The sequence below is a fragment of the Streptomyces sp. NBC_01261 genome (assembly GCF_036226385.1).
Lineage (GTDB): Bacteria > Actinomycetota > Actinomycetes > Streptomycetales > Streptomycetaceae > Streptomyces.
This window is the reverse complement of the sequence record NZ_CP108463.1, coordinates 11,554,365-11,576,838: the sequence shown is the minus strand read 5'-3', so window position 1 is coordinate 11,576,838 and position 22,474 is coordinate 11,554,365. Positions and strand designations below refer to the sequence as shown.

Here is a 22,474-nt window from a genome sequence, read left to right as displayed (position 1 = left end):
GCCCTCCCCGCACATCTGCCGGGCGGCTGTGATGAGAGCCCAGGCCGCCACCGGAACCGGCACGGATCTCCTTCCGGCGGCGGTCGCCGTTAAGGCGCCACCACTGACTCGGGGGTGAACCAGATATGTGCGGAATCGCAGGCCTGGCCGGAGCCGACGCCGTCTGGCACGAGAGCACAGTCGACGCGATGGGCGCCTCGCAGGCCCACCGCGGACCGGACGGCACCCTGCACACCGCCAGCTCGGACGGGCGGGCGGTGCTGGCCATGAACACGCTGCTGATCGTCGACCCGCAGGCGATGCCCGGCCCTTACTTGGAGCGCGAGTCGGGGGTGCTGCTGGCCTTCAACGGCGAGATCTACAACTACCGGCAGCAGGCCGCCGCTTGGGGCATCCCGCTGGCCGCCGGGGAGAGCGACGCGCACTTCGTGGTGCGGGCCTGGGCGAAGATCGGGCCGTCCTGCCTGGACGGGCTGGACGGCATGTTCGCCCTCGCCGTCTATGACCCACGCGTCGGCAAGCTGTTCCTCGCCCGGGACCGGCTCGGGGAGAAGCCCCCCTACTGGCGCCTGGACGGCGGCCGCCTCGCGTTCGCCTCCGAGATCACCACCCTCACCGGCTACGGCACCGCCCCGCTCGTCCTGCGGCCCGAAATGATCGCGATCGAGACACCGGTCGGCGTCGACACCCCGTTCCAGGGCATCCAACTGCTGGCCCCGGCCACTCTGCTGGCCTTCGACATCGCGAGCGGCTCCCTGGACCAGCACACCTACTGGAACCTTCAGGACCAGCAGCCCTTCACCGGCACCTACAGCGAGGCCCTGGCGAAGTTCTCCGTCGTCCTGGCCGAGCAGGTCCCGCTGCGAGCCCCGGCCTGCGACTTCGCGCTCTTACTCTCGGGCGGCCTCGATTCGTCGGTGCTCGCCTATCTGCTGCGGCCGCCGGTCTGCGTCACCGTCCGCTACCCGGGACAAGACCGGCTCGACGAGTCGCAGATCGCGGCCCGGATCGCATCCGACATCGGGGCCGAGATGGTAGTGGTCGAGCCGGACCACGTCGACTTCACGGGCCGCCCAGCGCCCTCCGGAAGACGTACGACTGGAGCGAACCCGGGCAAGCAAGGCCCGAGGGCTTTTCGAATCCCCTGCCGGCCCCTCGCGTGCACCGGTCACGGCCGTTCAGGGCCCGAAGTCCTCCCGCGATTCAACCGCATCATGCCCCCCTGTGGTCTTGGAGGGGGAGAGTAGGCCATCCGCTGTAGGACCGCGGGCGTGAGTTCGGTCCTTCCGCCCGCTCAACTGCCATCGCCGGATTCTTACCTTTTCCGTTCGACTGACACTGCCCCGCAGACCATCAGGGGAGCCCAAGAGGGCGCCACTCTGATTAACCGGTCGCCACTCAGCCATGAATGAGCAATATCGACACTTTTCTGTCATCTGTCGGTGGTCAGCCGGTCACGGCTATACCTTGCCGACGCAGGCCCGGCCCATGGGTGCGTGGACGGTCTGTGTCCTGCCGCGGGGGCATGTCTCCGTCGCGGTCTGACGGTGCAAGAGGGGTGGGGTCGTGACGAGACACACGATGCTTCTGGGACGGTCACGGCGCAACGCCGTCGTCGCGGGATGCCTGGGTCTGGTGTGTGTCGCGGGACCCGTGGTCCTCCACCAGGTATCCGGCGACTCGGGGCCTCAGTTTGAGGCGGGACAGGCGTGGTTGCTGTCACGCCCAGCGGGACTGCTCACCAAAGTGGACGGAGCGACAGGCCGGCCTCAGGCACAGTTACCTTTACCTGACCGCACGACCGTGGGCCCCGTCGCGGTCGTGCAGCAGGGCAGTAACGTCGTACTGCGTTCCGGGGGCACAGTGTGGAGCGTGGACGACGCCCAGGAACGCTTCCGGGCAAACTCCCGACCCGTGGGCGCCGAGTTGCTCGTCGTGTCGGGTTCCACGGTCTACGGCGTTGAACGGCACGGGAGTTCCCGGACGGCGCCCACTGGCGTCGATGTCGTCTCCTCTCCTGTCATTGATGACACTGTCGATAGGGGAGCGAAGGTGCATCTCGACGGCCCCGTGGTGGCGTCCACCGCCGGAGAGAAGGGTTCTCTGTGGGTCGCTCAGGCCTCGTCCGCGACCCTTTTACACATCGACGGCGGCCGCATCATCCAGCGTGTACATCTGAAGAGCGTCGAAGGCCCCCTCCAACTGACAACCGCGGCGCACACCGCCGTGGTCGCGCTCGACGCCCAGTCCCTGCGGTTGACCGTCCTGGATACGACGGGAACCCGGCGGACTGTGTCACTCGCAGACCGCGTCGAGACCGCCTCCGATGTTGGACTCGGCGTACCCTCAGCCTCGTCGCTAGTGCCCCTCGTCCTCCGCCAGGCCCAGGTGCTCGCCGTTGTGGACACCGGGACAGGCAAAACGGCTACGTTCCACCTTCCGGTAGCCCGCTCCGCCCGACTCGGACGGCCTGTCGCCGCCGGGGCGCGCGTCTACGTTCCCGACGATAGCTCCGGCACCGTGCTCGTGGTGGACACGCGCACCGGCCGGACTGTGCGGACCGTCAAGCTGGCGCATCCTGGCGGGCACGCGCGGATCAGTGTATTCGTGCAGAACGGACTCGTGTGGGGCAACGACGAGGCCGGACCACAAGCCATGGTGGAATGCCAGGGCACGATCCGTGTGCTGACGAAGTATCCGCGCACACCCGCCACGGCACCCACGTACTCCGGCGGACCGGCCGTGCACACCAACTCGTCGCGGAGCCCCAGCCCCACGGTCACACCAAGCCCTGCTCCCTCCATCTCCTCACCCACCGCCAGCGCGCGTCCGTCGCCCTCCCTCTCCCCCACCGGAAGCCCCGCTCCCTCTGCCGGAAACAGTGCGTCAGGTCCGGCCCCGACGCCCTCTCCCGGCGGCTCGGGTCCCACGCTGCTCAAAACACTGGCCATCGCCCCGCAGAATGACTACCGCCTCACCAGCTTGGCGTGGGATCCGGCTTCGGCCCGCCTGATGACCGCACACGGCCCAAGCTCGGGTCAGTTGTGGGATGTCTCCGACCCACGACACCCCCGGCGCATGTACCCCGTGTCCGACAGCGACGCAGGCGACACCCGCGGAACCGTTTACGCCGCACGTGGAAGCCTGTTGTTCGTCGCAGGCCGTCGTTCCGACAACCACTATCAGGATTTCAGCATCTACGCGGCTGGGGACTTTGGCCCTCCCCGGCTGCTGTCCGCCACCACGATCGAGGGCAGCCAGGACCGCGGCATCGGCTCTATCGCCGCCGTCCGACCCGACGGGAAGGCCCTCGCGGCGGAGACCGGCGGTGCCGGGGGCGGCGTCGTCACTCTGTGGGACACATCCAACCCGGTCGCCCCCGAGCGTGCCGCCTGGGTGGAGGGCATCACCGGGCATCTGGTCAAGATCCTGGATATCGGCTTCAGCCCTGACAACCGGACTATGGCCGTCCTCAGCTACCACACCACGACGGATGCGAGCTACTTGCACCTCGTCGACGTCACCGACGTCCAGGCTCCGGCCGTCACCTCGACGGTCCGTGTGGGCAGCGGGATCTCCCCTGTGGTGTTCAACCCGGACGGCCGGTACCTGCTGGCTCCGGGCGAAGGTCCGTCAGCGGCGATACGGACGGTGGGAGGTGGAGTTGTCGGAGAGCTGCCCGCTTCCGTCAAGGTCATTGCTGCCGCGTTCAGCCCGTCCGGCGCGGTGCTGGCCACGGGTGAGGGCAACGGCACTGTGAAGCTGTGGGACACCGCCGCTGGACGTGCACCAACCCTCATCCGCACGCTCACCCGTCGGCCGAACGCCATCCACCAGCTCGCCTTCGACCCGCGCACCGGGCTTCTGGGCGTGGCCGACGCCATGACCGTACAGCTGTGGAAGCTCGGGTGACCCGGCGGATCACCGCGCCACGAGGGCGCACCAGCACTCAGGGGGACGCATGACACTGCCGTACGGCCGAGGTTCCGACGACTGCGGACGTTTCGCCGCGGACTTCGGCATGCTGGCCGATCACATCGGCCGGGTGATCCTCGGCAAGCGCAAGGAGATCGAACTCGCCCTCACCGCCCTGTTCGCCGAGGGCCATCTCCTAATCGACGACTATCCAGGACTCGGTAAGACTTCTTTGGCCCAGGCGATGGCCCGCGCAGTCGAGGGCACCTTCCACCGGATCCAGTTCACCCCGGACATCCTTCCCTCGGACATCACCGGCACCCAGATCCTCGACGAGAGCAGAACCGGGTTCACGTTCCGCCGAGGGCCCGTCTTCGCAAACGTAGTGCTGTGCGACGAAGTCAACCGGGCCTCACCGAAGGCCCAGTCGGCTCTGCTCGAGGTCATGGAGGAGCGGCAGGTCACAGTGGCGGGTATCGCCATGGACGTGCCGCGCCCGTTCATGGTCGTGGCCACGCAGAACCCGGTCGACTTCGCCGGCACGTATCCACTGCCCGAGTCTCAGCTGGACCGATTCCTGATCTGTATGCGCATCGGCTACCCGGACGCCGAGGCCGAGCGGGATGTTCTCAGGCAGGAGAGTTCGGGGCGCTCGGCGCCCACGCTGGAGCGCATCCTGCTCGCTGCCCGGCTTGAGGAAATGATCGAGACAGCCCGGCAGGTGCTGGTGAAGGACGAGCTCTACGACTTCGTGGTGCACATGCTCGGCCGCACCCGCGCCGACGACGCGGTGCGCCTGGGAGCCAGCCCAAGAGCCGGCATCGCGCTGATTCGCGCGGCACGGGTTCGTGCGGCAAGCCTCGCGCGGCATTACGTGATTCCGGCGGACATCGAGGCACTCGCCGTCCCCGTGCTGGCGCACCGTCTCGTCCTCGACCATGCTTCGGAGTTCAGCGGGGTGACGGCGGAGCGGGTCGTGCAGCGCGCAGTCGGGGCGGTCAGGCCGAGCCGATGAGCCTCACCCGAACCGGTGCCGGCGTCCTCGCCACCGCCGTGCTCAGCGGGATCGCCGCCGTGCTCCTGGCCGCGCCAGCACTCGGTGTCGTCGCCGGTGTGGCGGCCCTGGCGTCGCTGGCTGCGGCTGTGCTGGTGGCGACGGCGCCCCAGGCTGCCGTGTCCCTGTGCCTGGACGTGACTGTGGTTCGGCGCGGCGACCACCTCACCGCTCTCGTCGAGACCACGGCGCTGGGTCCGTTCCTGGAGGCGGAGTGGGAGTTGGGAGCCGCTCTGGGGCCCGGCATCGAGGTGATGGGACCGCCCGAGCGGCATGACGGGGGCCGGTGGAGTCTGCCGTTGCGCGCAATGCAACACGGCGTGTTCTCTGTCGTACCGCCGCCACTGGTGCGCACCGACCCGTTCGGGCTGTGCCGGAGTCGGGTGGCGGTGACTTCTGCGGGTCGCCTCCTGGTCCGGCCGGCCGAGGTGCCTCTGGCTAGGACGGCTCTGGCCAGCTTTGCACATGCCGTCTCATCGGGGCGGGGGCCCTCGGGCGACGGCGACGAGTTCGACACCGTGCGCCGGTACGAGCCGGGAGACGACATCCGGCGGATCCACTGGCCCAACAGCGCCCGTACCGGTGAAGTCCTGGTCTGTCTCCATAGCGATTCCCCGGTAAGGGAATTGGTCGTGCTTCAGGACACGGCCGTGTCCTCATTCGAGGACGCGGAGTATTTCGAGCGTGCCGTCGACTTCGCCGCCTCGCTCGTCCGCAGCGCCGGAGAACGGGGCATCGGGGTGCACCTGGTGGCCACACAGGGAGAGCGTGTCTGGTCGCTTCCGGCAGGTGACCGCTCCGCACCGTACGACATCAGTCAGGCGTTCGCTCCGATCGCGTTGGAGGATCCGCCGCCTCACCGCGCGCCTGGGCACGTGAGCCCACTCGACCGCGCCGCCCGCGAGACGCTGGGCCGGGGAACTACCGCAGTTCTGGTCACCGGTGCGCCCTCGACGGACCTGCTGGACGCTCTGACGGCGGTGGTACCGCCCATGAGATTGCGCGTGGTCTGTCTTGGGCCTCAGCGGACACGCACGGAGGTCACCGGCTGGGCACGGGGACGCGGGGTTGTTCTCGTGGACGGCGGGGACGCCCGCGCCGTGGCGGCACAGTGGACAGCGTGGGCCGGAGCTCCCCGGTGAAGGCCGCGTTCGTGCAGTTGGTCTGGCTCACCACTGCCACTGCGGCGGCGGGATTCGTCTTCGGTAACGCCTTCGACTACAGAGATCTGGTGGCACCCGTCCTCGTGGCAGTCACCGTATCGGCCACCGCGGTGGCCGCGCTGCGACGCGTCAGGCCGGCCTGGGGGCCGGAGGCCGATGTGCCTGTCCTCGCCGCAATCGGGCTCGTCGTGGGCACGGCTCTGCTGTTCCACCGGACTGTGCTGACCCAGGGACCGTGGGAGGCGCTGCGCACAGCAACGTCGGCCGCCGGGCATGTGTGGTCCCGGCTGGGAGTCACGCTGCCCGCTTCCGGCAGTCCGGAGGCACTGACCGCGCCCTTCGCTTTGACGTGGGCGGCATCCACCACGGCGGCGGAACTGCGGTTGCGGGCCGCTGTCGGGCCGGCGGCACTCCTGCCGGCGACGGGCGCAATGGCCGTGGCAGTCCTGTTGTGCGCGCCCCAAACCGCAGCGGGTGTCCTGCCTGCGTGCCTGTTCACGGTCGCGGCCGCGTGCGATCTCACGGTGCGCGGGCGGGAAACCGTCCGTCTCGGGTCACGGCACCGCGGCGTCTTCGTCCTGTTGGCCCTCGCCTGTGTGGCGGCGGCGGTCGCCTCGGGCACGGGCTGGCTCGGTGGACGGCTGCCGTACGATTTCGACCGCAGCACCGCCATCGCGCGAACCAGTGGTCTCGATCCTTTGGCGCAGGCCTCTTTGTGGGCTTCACAGCCTGGCCGGACGCTGTTCCACACCACCGGTGACGTCCCCTCGGAATGGGTCGTGTCCCGTCTCGACGTCTACGACGGTGTCCGGTGGTGGCCCTCGGCCCGCTATCTGCCGGCCGCGTCCTTGGCCTATCTGTCCTCTGGCCGGCCTGCGGCGGGGGACGTCGCCATGACGCGGGTCCGCGTGGAGTCGCTGACCGGGCCGTATCTGCCTGTCCCTGCGGATGCGGTCTCCGTGGCCGGGCTGCCCGTTCGAGCCAGTCGTCGCGACGGGACAGTCCTGGTACAGCACGCTCTGACTCGGGGTACCGCTTACCGGGCAGGTGCACTGCGGCATCCTTCCGTGGGCGTGAGCCGCGGGGCACAGGTCCCAGATCACGCGGACGTCTTGCCGGAGAGTCTCCCGGACGCCCTCTTCCCATGGCTCACTGCGGCGACGGCCGGCCTGCCCTCCTCGGCTACCCCGTTCCAGAAGGCTTCGGCGCTCGCCCGTCATCTGCGCACCCATTACGCGTACCGGCCTGCGGAGGGCGGTGGTCAGTCGCTCGGCTCCGTCCAGCGATTCCTGACGACCAAGCAGGGCCCGGCTGCGGCGTTCGCAACCTCGTTCGCCCTGGCCGCACGGGAGTTGGGCATGCCGTGTCGGCTGGTCGTCGGTTTCTCCTCCGGCCACCGGCTCAACAACGGATGGCGAGCCGTCGGCGGCGGCGACGTACAGGTGTGGGCCGAGATCCCCTCACCAGACGGCGGCTGGGCGGCTTTCCATTTCCTCCCACGAGCCACCACGGGTCCCGAAGCCGGGCTGGCACCATCCGCCGAGCGTTCCATCCGTCCCACGCCGACGCCCACTGCGACAGCCGCCATCCAGCCGAGCCGCTCTCCCACCGCGCAGTCCGCCGCCCCAGCGCCTACCGCGACCGGCTCCACGCGTGGCATAGGGGCACCGCGCTTTCCCTACCAGGTCTTTCTTGTCCTTCCCCTCCTGGCCCTGCTCGCCGCCGTCTGGGCGCGCCTGGTCGCGCCACGGCTGCGCCGCCGCAAGGCACGCCTGCATCCCACGGCGGCCGGACGGATCACGGGCGCCTGGGAGACAGCCGCGGACCGGCTGGTACGGCACCGGCTGCTGGGCCGGCGCTCGCCCCGCAGCCCCGACCAACTCATCGCGGGCCTGCCCTCCCAGGCTCGGGACGTGCTGGCCCCGCAGCTCCAGGCCCTCGGCTCCCTGGCCACCCAGGCACGCTACGGAGATCCCGACGAGGAACAAGCGGTGCTGCACCCTGCCTGGCCCCGGCTCGCAGATGCCGACGCCCACCGCGCATGGCAGCTGGAGGCCGAGATCGCCCACCGTTGCCGGACCGTAGCGAGGCGCTCTCGCGCAGACCGCCTGCGCCGATGGCGGCGGCCCGCTCTCGTGCGTGAGACGCCGTCCGGGCCACGAGGAGGACCCTCATGACCAGCTCGAAGGGTGTGCTCGGATCGGGGCGCGCGCAGGCGCTGCTCATCGGCTCCGGAACATACGATCCCGACGGCACCTACGGCCCGGGAGTCAGAGGCTGGCCTCCGGTGAAGTCCGCTCGCCGCGCCGTGGAACGCCTACGTGACATCCTCGTCGAACGCTGCGGCCTGCCTGCGGACAGTGTCAGCGAGCTCTATGACCCCAAGGACTCCCGGCAGGTGCTCGACTACGTCGATGCCGCTGCATCACGCGCCGACGGAGGCCTTCTGCTGCTGTACTTCATCGGCCATGGGGCCCCCGACTTCGATCGCCAAGGCCAAGGCCTACGGCTGATGACGCGTCACTCGGCGCCGCCGACCGCACCAGGCGCCTACTCGTCCAACTCTCAGGTCAGCTTTCACGGCATCCTGGACATCGTCCGCAACGGCAAGGAATCCCGCCCTCAGCCGGCTGCCGTGGTGGCCATCCTCGACTGCTGCATGGCCGACCGGGGGGCAGCGGACATGACGAACCTGAAGTCCTACTTCTTTCTCGCCGCCGCGACCCGGGACCGACAAGCCATGGCCCCGCCCGGCGCCGACTTCCCCCTGTTCACCGGCCGCCTCATCGAACTCCTGGAGAAGGGCGCACCCGAGTTCGGGCCGGACATCAGACTCGCAGATCTGGCAGAGCTACTGTGCCAAACCATGCCGGAAGGGGCACCCATACCCAAAGCCTCCGGGTCTGCCGGGCGTCTCGTGCTGGCTCCCAATCCGCACCCCGAGGCGTTCGACCGAGCCAGACCCCAGAGCACCCGCATGCTGTCCACCGGCCGATGCCCCTATCCGGGGTTGGCGGCCTTCACCGAACAGGAACGGCAGTGGTTTCGCGGCCGCGAGTACGACACTGACGTCCTCGCCGTCAGTCTCACCTCGGTGCAGTCACCCCCTCTTCCCGTCGTTCTCTCCGGAGCCAGCGGGGCGGGCAAGACCTCGTTCGTCCAAGCCTCGCTGCGGCCGCGGCTCGCCACCGTAGCCCCCGAAGGCCCCGCAGGCCGCCGCCGCACCACCCTGCTGCGCCCCGGATCACCACGGCTTGTCCACGACCTGGCACGGCATCTTGCCTCGCTCGTGCCCGGCGCGGACCCCCTCGTGTTCGAGTCACGCCTGCGCGAGAGCGAGGACGGCGCACAGGCCGTGGCCCGCGAGATACAGACCGCGCACGCCACGGCCGATGGCGTACCCGCCGAATTCGTCCTAATCGTCGACCAGTTCGAGAAGATCTACGGTCCCGACATCGAAGCCCCCGAGCGGACGGCCTTCGTTTCGGCCGTCTGTGCCCTGGCCGCGGCCGAGGCCCCCGCCCCCTGGCATCTGCTCAACGACGACCGGGCGGAGAACACCGTCCGAGTCCGTGTGCTGCTCGTCGTGCCGTCGGAATCCTCGGGCCGTCTCGAGGAGTCCGACGACCGCCTGCGTCGTGCCCTCACCACGACGCAGCACATCCTGGCCCCGCTCAGCGAGGACGAGGTGCGCCGAGCAATCATCGAACCCGCGCTGCTGGAAGGCATCGTGCCCGACGAGGACTTCGTGGCCGGCGTGTGTGCCGAGTTCGCCTCCGCGACCGCTCCGCAGTACGGCGACGCCCGCACCAACCTGCCTCCCGCACGGCTCCTGCCGTACCTGGCCCAGGCATTGCGGGCCACCTGGGAACACTCACCGCGCGATCGCCTCACGCTACGGGCCTATCAGGACAGCGGCAGACTTCAGGGCGCCATCAAGGAAACCGCCGAGCAGTGCTTCCTGCAGCTCGACGCCACCGACCGTGACATCGCCCAAGTCCTGCTGCTCCATCTCGTCGCCCACAACGACCAGGAGGTGTCCAGCGAGCTGAAGACCATCCCCCGGGAAACCCTCCTGCTGGAAGTCTCCGACAGCGGCGATCCGCACAGCCGCCTCAGAGCGGAGAAGGTACTCGACCGACTGCGCGAGCGCCGTCTGATCGTCGAGACCGTCGGCGGCATCACCCTCGTGCACCGAGCCCTGGTACACGCCTGGCCCCGCATGGGGCGCTGGATCCGCGACGACCGTACCTGGCTGACGATCCGCGAGCGTATCCAGACCGAGGCCCTCCGCTGGGAAAGAGACGGCCGCGTTGACCGCTCCACCCTCCTGAGCCCCTTCCTCGCCGATGACTTCGCCGCAGCGGCCCGCCGAGGAGGCACAAGCGGGCTCACCCAGCGGGATTGGGACTACCTCAACGTCACAATGGCCTCGCGCGACCAGGAGATACAACAACGACGTCAGGGCAGACAGCGGCAACGGATCACCGCCACGATCGCCGTCCTGGGCTGCATGGCAGCTACTGCGGGAATCTGGTTCGGCATCGGCGAGCACCACTCCTCCGCTTCGGCGCGCCACGAGCGGACAGCCTCCCAGCTGGCAGCGGCCGCGCAAGTGACCGCGGCGCGCCAGCCCGATCTGGCGGCCCGACTCGCTGTTGCTGCCTACCGTGCCGCCCGCACCCCCACCGCCTGGACCGCATTGCTGGAGAACGCGGCACGAGTACGCCCCACTCCGCTCTCGAACGCAGTGACCAGCCACCTGAGCGGCACCCGGCTCACCGTAGGAGCGGGAACAGCCGCCACAGTGACGGCTAGGGGCATCGCCCTCGACGCCACGGCCGACGGGCACCGTGTGGCCGTCCTGCCCGCGAGCATCGGTGTCAGCGAGATCACTTTCGGTCACCGCGGAACGATCTTGGCCGGGGTCGACGCCCATGGATCCGTCAGGATCTGGGACACCGACCGGCCCCGGCATCCGCCCCAGGTTTTCTCCACCGGCGTGCCGAGCGGAGAAGCCGGGGCAGTGACCACCAGCCTGACCTTCAGCGCCGACGACACGTTCCTCGCCGTCACTGCCGGTGAGGAAGAAGACGCAGGGGCCACAACCCCCTTCGCCACCGAAATCTGGCGGATCCCTCACGATGCCCGGCCGACACGGAAGAGGATGTTGCCGGACGACTACGCCGTGTTCACTGGATCGGGCACCACTCTCGCGGAGGCGGACCGGGCCGGCAACTGGCACCTTTCCGACGCCGCCCGTCCCCAGGCTCCCGTCGCGCTACCGCTGGCGCGCAGACCGGCGCGCGCCACCTGCTTCAGCCCTGACGGCAGCGCAGCCGCGCAGGTGGGAGGAGCGCCCCGGCTGTGGCGACTGGCCGACGGTGGCGCCCGTCCCGTCGGCGGCTTCACAGCACAGGGTGGTTCCTGCTCCTTCTCCCCGGACGGAAGAATGCTCGCGATCTTCTCGGCCACTACGGAGATCTGGCGTCTGCGTACGGCCCTGCCACCCGTGCGGGTCACCGTCCTTGACCGTCCCCACGACGAGCTCACTGCGGACGTGGGGCAGTTCGGTCCGGACGGTTCGCTGCTGGCCGTCCCGGGCAACCCGCCGCGGCTGTGGAATGTCTCCGGCCTGTTCCAACCGGGCCTGCTGACCGCGATCCGGCCTGCCACTGCCGCCGGTCCCACCGCGGTCGACTCCTCGGGAACGGTTGTCGCCGTCGCCATGGCGGGCGGGACGGTGGCCGTGTGGCGCCTCGACGGCCATGGCGGCCTCCACCGCCTGCCCGAGGCTCCCGCTCCGGGCAAGGAACGAGCCGTGTCACGACTGGACTTCGCCCCCGGCACGACAAGGCTCAGCATCACCTACCGGGACGGCCAACGCCGCACCTGGGATCTCGGTGGGCCAGCGGCCGAAGAGGTGCCCAATCCTCCCACCCCCGTCCTCTCCGGTCCGGCCGAGGCCTCGGCGGTCCATCGCCGCATACAGGCAGAGGCAGACGGCTCCGCCGTGCGACTCGCCGAAGGAGACGAGGTCGGGCAGGACGATCGCGCCGTGATTCCCGCCGCCAACGGTGGGGAGGTGACCGCTCTGGCGTTCAACGGCGACGGCACCCTGCTGGCTGTCGGAGACGACCAGGGCGACATCGCACTCGTGAAAGTAGGCGACCACGCGACCGTCACCGCGGTGGCCAGCCTGCCGGCGCGCTCCGCCGCCATCACCTCCGTGGCGTTCGGAGCGAAAGACCGGCTCCTCGTCGGCTCGGCGGACGGCACGGTCCTGCTGTCCACGGTGGGCCCGTCCGCTCTCATCGGCCAGATCTGCGCCACCCCGTTCACCGCCCAAGACGCCGCCCATTGGCCCGTGGACCTCGCCAGCAAGGCAAAGACCGCCTGCCCCGACGCCCCCTGAACATGACCGAATCCACCACTTGGAAAGAGGCAACATGGAATTCCTCATCGAGCACATGACCGAAGATTCGGACGACCTGCGGAACCTCCGGGCCGAACTGGACGCGGAACCTTCCGTCGATGGACTCAAAGAGGTCAGCTCGGACGTAGCAGAAGGTGCACTGGGCGGCGAACTCACCGGACTGCTGGTCCAGGTCGCCCCCGAGGCGCTCACCGCCCTTGTCAGCGCGGTAGCCACCTGGGTACAAGCACGGCGCAGCCGCCTGCGCCTCAGTCTCACCCAACAGACCGACGGCACGGTGCAGATAATCGTCGACAGCGACAACAACCACCAGGGGGCAGCCGAAGCCATCGAGGCGTTCGTCGACGCAGCACGCAAAGCCACCGGGACGGAGCCGAATTCACCCGCAGGAGGCGACACGGCCTGACGAATTCCCACTCGTCACTCATGCCGGCAACGGGTGAGCACCATACGTCAGCGTCAGCGACAACCGGCAAAATCCCCCAGCACCGCATCGCCTATCCACCCGCTACGAAGGTGAGCGTGGCGTGCCCGATTCCGGGGGCATCAGGTCAAGGAGGTGCGTGAGCACAGTGTCGTGTTCTTGATAGAGGACGCGCCCTGACGCACGCAGTTGGGCGGCCAGCGCGGGGGCACAACTGCTCGGCAGGAGTCCGAGAGGGACGCTGGATGGCAGGTCGCCTGCCTCCCTGACAAGGGTGGCGTCCATGGCGACGAGTTCTGCTCCGTAGATCTGTTGCACCGCCGCGGCAATGTGCAGGCCGGCGCCGTCCAGGTCGCCTGCGTAGCGGAGTTGCAGTCCCTGGTCTGTTGCAAGTTGGAGGAGGGCGTGGTCGACGGCGCGGAGCTGGCCGCTGGTGCAGGCGATCGGCCGAGTGCTGGCGTGTTCCATCGCCGCTTCCAGGACGGAGGGGTTCTCGACGACGGTGAGGGTCTGCGGGGCCAGCCGGGGCGGGGTGTCGGTGAGGTCGAGGAGGTTGAGGGCGACGGGGGTGGTGGCCTCGTTGAGCCGCCGGTCGATGGGTCCGTCGCCGAGAGCTCGGACGTGGTGGAGCAGAACGGTCGCGGAGAGCCTGTCGGCGAGGATGCCGTGGTCGGCGAGCAAGGCGCGGATGTGGTCGGGACGGGTGGGTTCGGGTCGGCCGGTCAGTTCGGCAACGGCGGAGATGAGGCGTTGCCCGGGCAGGGTGACGGGGTCGAAGTAGTGCGGGTCGCCGGCGTGGTCGTGGGCGAGTTTGGCCAGGGCCCGGGGTGGGGTGTGGGGCAGGTGGCGTGTGAGGGAGGCGAGTGCGTCGATGAGTCGGCGTGTCTCGGGCTCGGTGTTCTGGTCTGTTCCGATGAGGAGTCTGGCTCGCAGCCGGGGCAGGTGGGGCAGGTGGGTGGCCGCATAGTGGTCGAGGTCTTGGCGCAGTGTGTCGACGTCACGGCGGCCTTGCTTGCGGTTGACGACGGGGCGGCCGACTGCGTTTTCGACCAGGGCCTGCAGGTCGTCGGTGGGCAGGCCGAGGGCTTGGAGGAGGGGCTGCAGGGGGACTTTGGTGCCGCGGTCGGTGTGGGGTGCGCTGGTGCGTCCGCGGCGGCGCTGTTCGGAGGTGTCGAGCCAGGATCGCAGGGCGGCCACGGCACCGGGGGTGAGGCCGGGCACGGTGACGGCGACGATGTGTGTGGGCTCGGTGCCGGCGCTGAGGCGGTTGTGGATGGCTTGCCACAGCGGGGCGAGTTCGGGGTCGGCGGCGAGGAGTCTGCGGTCGGCGGTCACGGCGCGTCCTCGGGCTGGGCCGGGGTGAGGTCGAGGGTGAGAGGCTGAGGTTCGCCGTGGCCGTGCCACAGCCAGGGCACGGTGATGCGGCGGCGTCCGCTGGTGAGGACCTGGTGGATCATGGCGCGCTCGGTTTCGCGTTTGATCAAGGGGGTCATGTCTGGGGCGGTGGCCAGGACGTCGAAGTTCCAGGAGCGCAGCAGGGCCAGGACCTTGCGCAGGTTGGCTTCGTCGAAGGCGGCGTCGATTTCGTCGATGGAGAGCAGGCGGGGACCTGTGTAGCCGCTGGTGGAGTACATCGACCATGCGGCTGCCAGGAGGGGCAGCATGGTGGCCAGACGCCGCTCGCCGGTGGAGAGGCCTTCCAGGGGGTTGGAGCGCACGGAGATCTCGCGGAATTTTTCTTTGCCGGCGGCCTCGAAGGAGGAGTGGGTGACGGAGATCGTCCACTCGTACCAGGTGCGGTAGTCGAAGGTGTGGGCGACGCGTTCGGCCCAGGGTTCGCCGGTCTTTTCCTTCATGCGTCGGCGCAGTGCTTCGTACATCGCTTCGAAGGTGTCGTCGGCGGGCGGACGGGCGATGAGTTCCACCATGTGCTGGGCTTCGGGGTCGTTGGGCCGGACGTCCCATGCGACCTGGACGCCGACCTGGGCGACGCCGGTGCGGACGTCCTTGAGGGTGTGGCGGATCTTGTTGACGAGTTCGACGGCTGCCTCGCGGCGCGTCTGGATGTCGCGTTGGAGCCGGGTGAACAGGCTGGTCTTGAGAACCTGCTTGACGTCGGCGCGCAGGTCGTTCTCAAGTTGCGCGGCGGTGGCTTTGAGGTCGTGGACGGTGGTGGAGACGTCTTCGCCGCGCACGGCTGCGGGATCGGCGACGACGGCGCGTCGCCATGGGGTGTCGCCGATGCCCACCACGGTGACCTGGCGGTCGAATCCTGCCAGACCGGCGCTGGCCTTGCGGGCGGCGGTTTCCAGTGTGTTCAGGTCGCGGTCGCGCTGCCGTTCCAGGGCTTGGTGTCGGTCGGTGCCGGCGGACGTGTCGGTGAGCAGGTGTCGGGCCCAGGCCAGGCCTGCGGTGAGGTTGGCCGGGCGGCCGTTGTCGGCGGGCAGGTCGTCGGGAAGGACGGCGAGGCGTTCGTCGGCCAGGCGTCCGAGGCGGCCCAGGCACACGTCCCGGTTGTGTTCGGCGGCCGTCCGGCGTGGAGCCACCATTTCCCGGGCGGTCTGGGCGGAGCTGGCCTGCCTGTCTGCTTCCTGTCGGCGGGTGAGGCACCGCTCTGCGTGTTCTTCGGCCTGGTGGAGTTGTTCGGCGGTGGTGTCCCGGCGGGCGCGCAGTTCTTCGTACTGCGCGCCGTACAGGGTGCGCATTTCAGCGACGTGGGCGGCTTCTTCCTCGGCACGTCGCTGGATCCGGGAGGTTTCCTGCTCAGCTTGGGTGTGGCGGGTGTGGCGCTCGTCGAGCGCCTTGCGGTCGCTGTCCGCCCGTTTGAGCAGGTCGCTCACTCGGTGGGAGGCCGGTGCCCAGGCCTGGACGTGGCCGACGAGTCGGGCGACTGCTTCCCTGCGGTCGTCGAGGTATTTCGTTTCGGTGCGCAGCAGGTCGCCTCCGGGCAGCGTTGCGGCGCGGTTGAGTGCGCGTAGGGCCTGGGTGACGGCCTTGCCTGCGTCTTCGTGACGGGTGGTGGCTTTTACGGCGTCGGCGCGGGCCTGGTTGAGGTGTTGTTCGGCTGTGTCCTCGGCGCTGTGGGCTGCGTCGACGGTCTCGATCTCCTGACGGGGAAAGGCTGTCTGTTCGGTGTCGGCTGCCTGCTGTGCGTCGGCGGCGCGGGTGCGGGCATCGGCACTGGATTGGGCGGTGGCGGCCTGTTCAGCCGCTGTCTCTGCGGCGGCTTGGGCGTCTTCGGCGGCTTGCTGCGCGTTGCTGCGGGCGTGGTCGTGGGTGAGTGCGGCAGTGGCGACGGTGGCGGCGCGGGTGGCTGCTGCGGCTCCGAGTTCGGCGAGTACACGCTCCAGGGCCTGGTCGGCTTGGGCCAGGGCCGTCGCGGTGCGCTGCTGGAGTGTTTGCACAGTGGTGAGCTGGTCGGCAGCGTGGGAGCGGGCTTCGTCGACCTGTGTGGCGGGCGGGAGAGTGTCGCGTTCCTCGGCGGCGTCGGTGATGTCCTGGTGGCAGCGTGCCAGGTGTTCCTCGGCCACTTGGAGGGTGAGACGTGCGGCGGCCAGGTCGTCTTCGATGCGTTTGACCCTCTGGCGGCGGATCTTCTCGCGGGTGGTGCGGCCGATGAAGGCGGACTGGTATCCGGTGGGGGCGCTGGCGGTGAGGACGCCGTGGGCCAGCCGGCCGGCGGCAGGGTCGCTGCCGGGGGTGTCGACGGGGATGGCGGCGAGGATCTCCCGGATCCGGGTGGCCTCGATGGCCGGGTGGTCGTCGACGACCAGCAGGTCGGCCAGGGTGCGGCCCGGGGCCGGGGTGGCAGGGGTGAGGGTGAGGTCGCCGTCGCGCACCTGACCGCCGGGGGTGACCAGGGCATCGAGGAGGCCGGCCACCAGGAGTGCTCCTTCGAGGCGGTCTGCGTCGGCGGCGGGGAGGCCGGGGGCGAAGTCGACGAGTTCGCAGAGGGGGACGCCGTCCTCGGGTGTGCGGGTGCGCCATGAGGGTGACGGAGGCAGGGACGCTGCCTGCTGGGCCACGTGCAGTTTGTCAGTCAGCTCGGTGACGGTGGCGGTGGCGGTGTGGACCTGTCGGGCGGCGGTTTCGGCGTGGCCCTGGAGGCGTGTTGCGACGCGGGCGTGGGCGCGCACCGCTGCCAGGGTGAGGTCGGTGGGGCGCAGAGCGTTCAGGTCGGCTGCGGTTGTGGTGGTGTCGGGCAGGGTGATGTCGTCGGGGGCCAGGTGGACCAGGCTGGCACGCCAGGTGTGGAGGAGGCTCAGCCAGTCACGAATCGTCCGGAGGACGGTCGTGTCGGCTTTGGCGAGGGCCTGCTCGGCTGCATCGAGCTCAGTCCGGGCGCGGCTGCGGGTTTCGTGATGGTCGTGGTGGGCCTGGGTCTGGCGCGCTTCGTCGGCCTGTGTCTCGGTCTGTGCCTGGCGGAGGGCGGCCTGGTGTGCGGCGGCCGCCTTGTCGGCGGTGGTCTGGGCTGCGGTGTGCCGATGGCGGGCCTGCTCTGCGGTGGCGGCTGCGGCGCGGGCGAGGGCGGCGTCGGCGGTCGCCCTCGCCTGGTGGCCGGCCAGGTCGATGCGTGCGCGGGCGCTGGCGGCGGTGGCCGAGAGCCAGGTGATGAGCTGGCCGGTGTCGGTGCGCTCGTCGCTGAGGGCCGGATCGGTCAGCTCCTTCGGGAGCGGGCCGAGGTGCAGTGCGCTGTCCTGCCAGGTGTGGAGCTGGGCGAAGAGTTCGTTCTCGGTGTGCCGGCGTCGGCTCGTGGTCTGGTCGGCTTCCTCTCGGCGGGTGTGCTCCGTGTCGGCGGCGGCGCGTTGTTCGTCTGCGGCGGCGCGCTGGTTGTCCTGTGCGCCCTGGTAGGCGCTGAGGGCCCTGTCGATGGTCTGGATCTGGCGTAGATGGTCTTCCGCCCACGCGAGTGGGTGGCCGCGCAGGGATGCGGTGTCCGGCACGGGTGCGGTGCTGTGGTCGGCTGCGGCAAGGGTGTCGGAGGCTGTCAGGAGGCGTTCGCAGGCGATGTGGGCTCCCACGGCGCTGGCACTGGCGCGTAGGTCGTCGCAGATCCGGCGGAGCTGGGCCTGCGACGCCTCGGCGTCCTTGCGGCTGCCGGTAGCTTTTTCGAGTGCCTCCTCGACGTCGGTCTCAGATGTCTGAGCTCGTTCCTGTGCGGCTTCGGCCTGGGAGGCGAGATCGCGGGCGCGTTCCTCGCGGTGGGGTAGTTCGGCGCCGGCGTGTTCTGTCAGCAGGGTGTCGTCTGCGGTCAGTTGTCCCCGGGCGCGGGCGATGTCGCTCTGGGCGCGGGTGTACTCGCCGGCTGCTTCCCGGGATTCTTCGCGGGCGGTGTCGAGTTGGTCGTTGGCCTTCTTGAGGTCGCGGGCAAGATCGTCGAACTCGGTGTTGGCAGCGGTGAGGGCGGCGGCTTCCATCTGGGCGACGGTGCGCAGGTAGCGGCGGTAGCTGCGGTCGGTTCCTTCCAGGAGTTTGGCTTCCTGGTGGGTGCGGTCGAGTTTGGTCTCGAGTTCGGAGATGCGTTCCATCGCCTCGGCGACCTGGATGAGGTTGTCGGTGTCGAGCGCGGGGAGGGCATCGGTGAGGACTTGCCTCATGCGGGCGAGGGTGATGTTCTCCGCGGTGCGGACGCTGCGCAGGGATCGCAGGACGGCGAGCAGCGCCTCGAACTGGACCTCGTTGAGCGGGGCGAACAGTCGGGTGCGGACGGCTTGGCGGTAGGCGCTCTCGTCCTGTGGGGCGAGTTGGGTGAGAGAGCCGCGCAGTGTTCGGGAGTCGGTGAAGATCTCGCCGTGGCAGGCGGCGAGTTGACCGGCGAGGGCGTCCAGGCGGACGGGTTCGCGGTCGTGTTCCAGCATCAGGTCGGTGCCGACCCGGCCGGGGGTGAGGAAGAACGCTCGATGCAGGTTGCCTGCGGTGGCGCGCAGCCACAGACCTGTTGTCATGTGCCGGGTGGTGTCACTGGCGGGATCGTGTAGGCCGTACTCGAGCCACCAGATGCCGGTGCGGTCCTCGCGGTCGTTGAAGTCGGTGTGCCGGCTGGTGAGGGTGCCTGCGGCTTTGCCGGATACCGACAGGGCGGTCTGGGAGGTATCGGCGTCCAGCAGGACGGTGATCAACATGGAGGCGGTGAGGGACTTGCCGGATCCGTTGGGGCCGACGAGGGCGAGCCAGCCGTCGCAGAAGTACAGCTCTTCGCTTGCCCAGGCCCAGGAGTTGACGATTCCGGCGCGTGTGGGCTGCCAGCGGCCTTCGGCGCCGGGGGTGCCGATGTCTGGAATGCCGGCGCCTGTCAGAACTGGGTCCGGGGTGGTCTGCTCGACGGACTTCATCGGTCGTCTCCTTGGCTGGCCTGCTGCACGGTGTCGAGGGCGGGAGTGGTTCCGGTCGTCCGGTGGGCGGCAGCGTCGGATTCCGGTGAGGCGGTGCCGGGCGGCGGGGTGGGCTGGCGGACGCGGACGCGCCACAGGTGCACTCCGGATGTGGGCAGCCATGTGTCGGGGATGTCCGGCTGCGGGATGAGCAGCCCGACATGAGTGAGTTCGGCGGTGGCGGCCCGGGCCAGTGCGGGCATGCGTGCATAGGAAGCGGCCCAGCGGGGCTGGCGGGCGCGTAGCTGGGTGAACAGTTCTGTGATGTCGGTGAGGGTCAGCGGGGCGCTGGGGTCGTCGCGGTCGGGGAGGGCGGCCAGGAGGGCGAGGGCGGCCTGGCGTTCGGTGCGGCGGCCGTTGGGGAAGTCGAGTCCGGTGGCTTGGCCGCTGGGATCGGTGATCTGCCACCAGTCGCGGCGCACGGTCGCGGACAGTCCGAGGGCGGCGACGACGTTGAGGGCACGTTCGCGTCCGGTCAGAGTGTGCAGGTAGGGGGTGGTGTCGCCAGCGTCGCCGAGGGGGTTGGTGGCAGGGTCGTCGACGAGTCGCCGCATGGCGTTGAGGCGCCGCTGTTCCAGGGTGGGGGCGCTGTCCGGGGTGCGGGTGGTGTGGTCGAGAAGGGATTCCGCGGACAGGGCGGCGGCGTGCTGGTTGGCCGGCAGGCTGTCGAGTTCGAGGAGGGTGGGGGGAAGTGAGGAGAACTTGGCGGCGAGGCGGTCGCGGGAGGCGGTGACGACGAGGTCGCCGTTGTCGTCGGCCAGGGCTCGGTCGAGGTCGGCGTCGACAGTGACAGTGCCTTCGGCGACGAGGATTTTGAGGGCGTCGCCCAGGCTGTAACGGTTGTGGTGTGCTTCTTGCTTGCTGACGCTGCCGGCGGCGACAACGGGAAAGGGCGGCAGGTGTCCGTCCGCGCTGTCGGCGGCACAGACCTGGGCGATGGCTTGCAGGAGCTCACGCACGCTCATCCGGGGGCGGCGCCACAGTTGTTCGCAGGCAAGGCAGACGAGGATCATGACCAGGGTGCCGACGAGCGGCTGCCGGTCCCGTGCCAGTAGAGGACCGCGGTCGCAGGGGACGTCGGTTCGCCGCTTGTGCAGGCGGATCAGACCGGCGACTTCGTGGAACTCCACCGTCCAGCCCAGTTCGCTGCGGAAGTACTCAGCCAGGGCGTGGCGGTGCTGCACGGCCGCCCGGTAGTGCTCGGCGTCCTTCTCGATCGCTAGGCGCCCGGTCGACGCGAGCAGACGGGCGCTCTCTCGTAGATCGGGGTCGAGCAGCAGGGGATCGTTCATGCCACGCTCCGATCGGGATCTGCTGCCTGGGCGGGGGCGGCCCTGGGTACTGCGGGCGTGATGCTCTGTGCTGTGACGGTCAGCCGGAGGTCGGGCCCTGAGAGGCGTCCTTCGGCGAGGTGGACGGTGACAGTGGCGTGGGATTCGCCGGGCCTGACGATGACTTCGAGGCCGGCCTCGTCGACGGTGGCGCATCCGCTTCCGTCCTCGGGACGGTACTGGCTGAGCGCGACCTCGATGGCGTTGAGCAGGATGAGCGCCGCGTCGAACGGCAGTCGGGCGAGGTAGTCGAGGCCAACTTCACCGTCGGTGGCGAGCAGGGCGGCGAGGCGGCGGCGGCGCTGGGCGGCGGCCTGTGCATCCGCGTGCGCGGCCGCCCGGTCGGCGGTGGTGTCGGGCACTTTGCGGGGCCGTCCGGTGGAGGCCCCGTGCCGCTCGTGCTCCCTGAGGGTGACCTCGACCTGGTAGCGGCTGGCGCCTGCCCGGGCGGGAGTGCCGTGGGCGACGTCCTCCTCTCCCGTGCCGGTGACGGCGTGCCAGGACGGCCAGTCGCCGAACGCAGCCGCGTACACGCGGCGGGCCTCGGCGCCGTCCGGCTGCCGGTGCAGGCTGTGGGCCAGGCTGCGGAAGTCGACACCCAGGTCGCTGCCGCGGCGACGGGCCATGTAGCGGCGGTCGATGGCGACCAGCAGGGTGTGTACGGCGCCGCTGGCCGAGTCGATCAGCCTGTGGACGGTGCCGTCAGGCTTGAACCAGGCCTCCAGGTCGGCGAGGCGGCGGACCCGCTCGTCGATCCAGTGTTGCTGGTCGGCGGCGTTCAGCAGTCCGGCGTGCTCGGCGGCGGCTTCCACCGTGCGGGCGAGTCCGGCGGTGCGCAGTTCGGCGAGCGCCGCTTCGACCCGCGGCAGGCCGCGCCCGTACTCGCGGGGGAACTGGCGCAGTGCTTCGACGACGCGGTCGCGGTTCTCGCCGAACACGTCGTCGTCGGTCACGTCGGACTGCACCATTTTCGCGAGTGCCGCGTAGAAGTCGGCTGTCACCCGTTGCAGTTCGTCGATGCGCGTACGTACGTCTTCCAGATCGCCGGGCAGGCGCCCGTGATCGTTCTTGAGGTGGTCGAGGATCTCCCGCAGCGTGTCCGTCACCTGGTCCAGAAGGCGGCTGGGCAGTTGCAGGGCGCGCACCATGTCGACGACGGCGCTGCGGACTGCGGCGACGATGCCCCTCCCGCGTCGCGTCAGCGCCCAGGTCTCCTCGCGTGCGGACAGGCCTTGCAGGGTGCGCAGTGGTGCCGCGTAGTCGCGGAACGGCTCGGCGAACCCCCAGTGCTCCAACTGGTCGAGGCGCTCGCGCAGTTCGGCCTCAGGCAGGGGATCGTGGTACCCGACTGTCTTCAGCTGAGTGGTGATGTCCGACAGCGTCGCCATCGGCCCCCGGGTTGACAGCTCCTCCAAGGCCGCCAGCAGCGCCAGGTACCGCTCCTTCACAAGGCCGTCGGACATCCCGAACACGTGCCAGTCGTCCGGTACGACTTCCTTCCACCACAACCGTGAACGCAACACCAACCCCCTTGAAGACAGCAGGACATGCCAGTGCGGCAGCCTGCTGGAAGCCGCACTGCATTGCCTGGAAAAGCTAGACGCAGCCTCTGACAATCCGGCCGAGGGCTGCAGAATTCAGGGAGAAAGCAGCCGGTTCACCTGACTCGAAAACGTCTCTTCCGGAATCGGCGAGACCTTCCCCAGCTCTCGCACAGAAGAAGGCGTCCACTTCTCCGAATGATCATTCAAAGAGGGCTCTGTACTGGGCAAATGAGAGC

At 69.6% G+C, this 22,474-nt stretch carries 11 protein-coding genes; 7 read left to right on the top strand and 4 right to left on the bottom strand.

The features are described from left to right. The first annotated feature begins 125 nt into the window (after positions 1 to 125). The 7 genes from OG226_RS51395 (at position 126) to OG226_RS51365 (ending at position 12,974) form a co-directional block, all read left to right on the top strand. On the top strand, positions 126 to 1,247 hold the full coding sequence (locus tag OG226_RS51395; protein ID WP_329347158.1) for an asparagine synthetase B family protein: 1,122 nt from the start codon (positions 126 to 128) through the stop codon (positions 1,245 to 1,247). Between the two features lie 1,900 nt (positions 1,248 to 3,147). Beyond that, positions 3,148 to 3,912 carry a WD40 repeat domain-containing protein gene (locus OG226_RS51390; RefSeq protein ID WP_329347159.1) on the top strand — a complete coding sequence of 255 codons (765 nt, stop codon included), beginning with the start codon at positions 3,148 to 3,150 and terminating at the stop codon, positions 3,910 to 3,912. A 49-nt stretch (positions 3,913 to 3,961) separates the two neighbouring features. Next, entirely contained in the window at positions 3,962 to 4,930 is a 969-nt protein-coding gene (locus tag OG226_RS51385) for an AAA family ATPase (protein WP_329347160.1), read from the top strand. Next, complete coding sequence (locus OG226_RS51380; RefSeq protein ID WP_329347161.1) at positions 4,927 to 6,111, top strand: DUF58 domain-containing protein; 1,185 nt, start codon at positions 4,927 to 4,929, stop codon at positions 6,109 to 6,111. The genes OG226_RS51385 and OG226_RS51380 overlap by 4 nt, the downstream gene beginning before the upstream one ends. Beyond that, on the top strand, positions 6,090 to 8,309 hold the full coding sequence (locus OG226_RS51375; RefSeq protein WP_329347162.1) for a DUF3488 and transglutaminase-like domain-containing protein: 2,220 nt from the start codon (positions 6,090 to 6,092) through the stop codon (positions 8,307 to 8,309). Before OG226_RS51380 ends, OG226_RS51375 begins: the two co-directional genes overlap by 22 nt. Further along, positions 8,306 to 12,547: an nSTAND1 domain-containing NTPase gene (locus OG226_RS51370; protein ID WP_329347163.1), complete on the top strand. Its 4,242-nt coding sequence runs from the start codon at positions 8,306 to 8,308 to the stop codon at positions 12,545 to 12,547. The genes OG226_RS51375 and OG226_RS51370 overlap by 4 nt, the downstream gene beginning before the upstream one ends. Before the next feature lie 34 nt (positions 12,548 to 12,581). Further along, entirely contained in the window at positions 12,582 to 12,974 is a 393-nt protein-coding gene (locus OG226_RS51365) for an effector-associated constant component EACC1 (RefSeq protein WP_329347164.1), read from the top strand. 102 nt (positions 12,975 to 13,076) lie between these two features. Here OG226_RS51365 and OG226_RS51360 read toward each other — a convergent pair whose 3' ends face one another. Genes OG226_RS51360 through OG226_RS51345 form a run of 4 tightly spaced genes read right to left on the bottom strand, consistent with a single transcriptional unit; the run spans position 13,077 to position 22,214 of the window. Then, positions 13,077 to 14,327 carry a DUF2399 domain-containing protein gene (locus OG226_RS51360; protein WP_329347165.1) on the bottom strand — a complete coding sequence of 417 codons (1,251 nt, stop codon included), beginning with the start codon at positions 14,325 to 14,327 and terminating at the stop codon, positions 13,077 to 13,079. Further along, positions 14,324 to 19,324 carry an SbcC/MukB-like Walker B domain-containing protein gene (locus tag OG226_RS51355; RefSeq protein WP_329347166.1) on the bottom strand — a complete coding sequence of 1,667 codons (5,001 nt, stop codon included), beginning with the start codon at positions 19,322 to 19,324 and terminating at the stop codon, positions 14,324 to 14,326. Before OG226_RS51355 ends, OG226_RS51360 begins: the two co-directional genes overlap by 4 nt. Continuing rightward, positions 19,321 to 20,655 carry a DUF2398 family protein gene (locus OG226_RS51350; RefSeq protein ID WP_329347167.1) on the bottom strand — a complete coding sequence of 445 codons (1,335 nt, stop codon included), beginning with the start codon at positions 20,653 to 20,655 and terminating at the stop codon, positions 19,321 to 19,323. The genes OG226_RS51355 and OG226_RS51350 overlap by 4 nt, the downstream gene beginning before the upstream one ends. Next, positions 20,652 to 22,214 (bottom strand): DUF2397 family protein, encoded by a 1,563-nt coding sequence (locus OG226_RS51345; protein WP_329347168.1) that lies wholly within the window; start codon positions 22,212 to 22,214, stop codon positions 20,652 to 20,654. The genes OG226_RS51350 and OG226_RS51345 overlap by 4 nt, the downstream gene beginning before the upstream one ends. Positions 22,215 to 22,474: the final 260 nt, after the last annotated feature.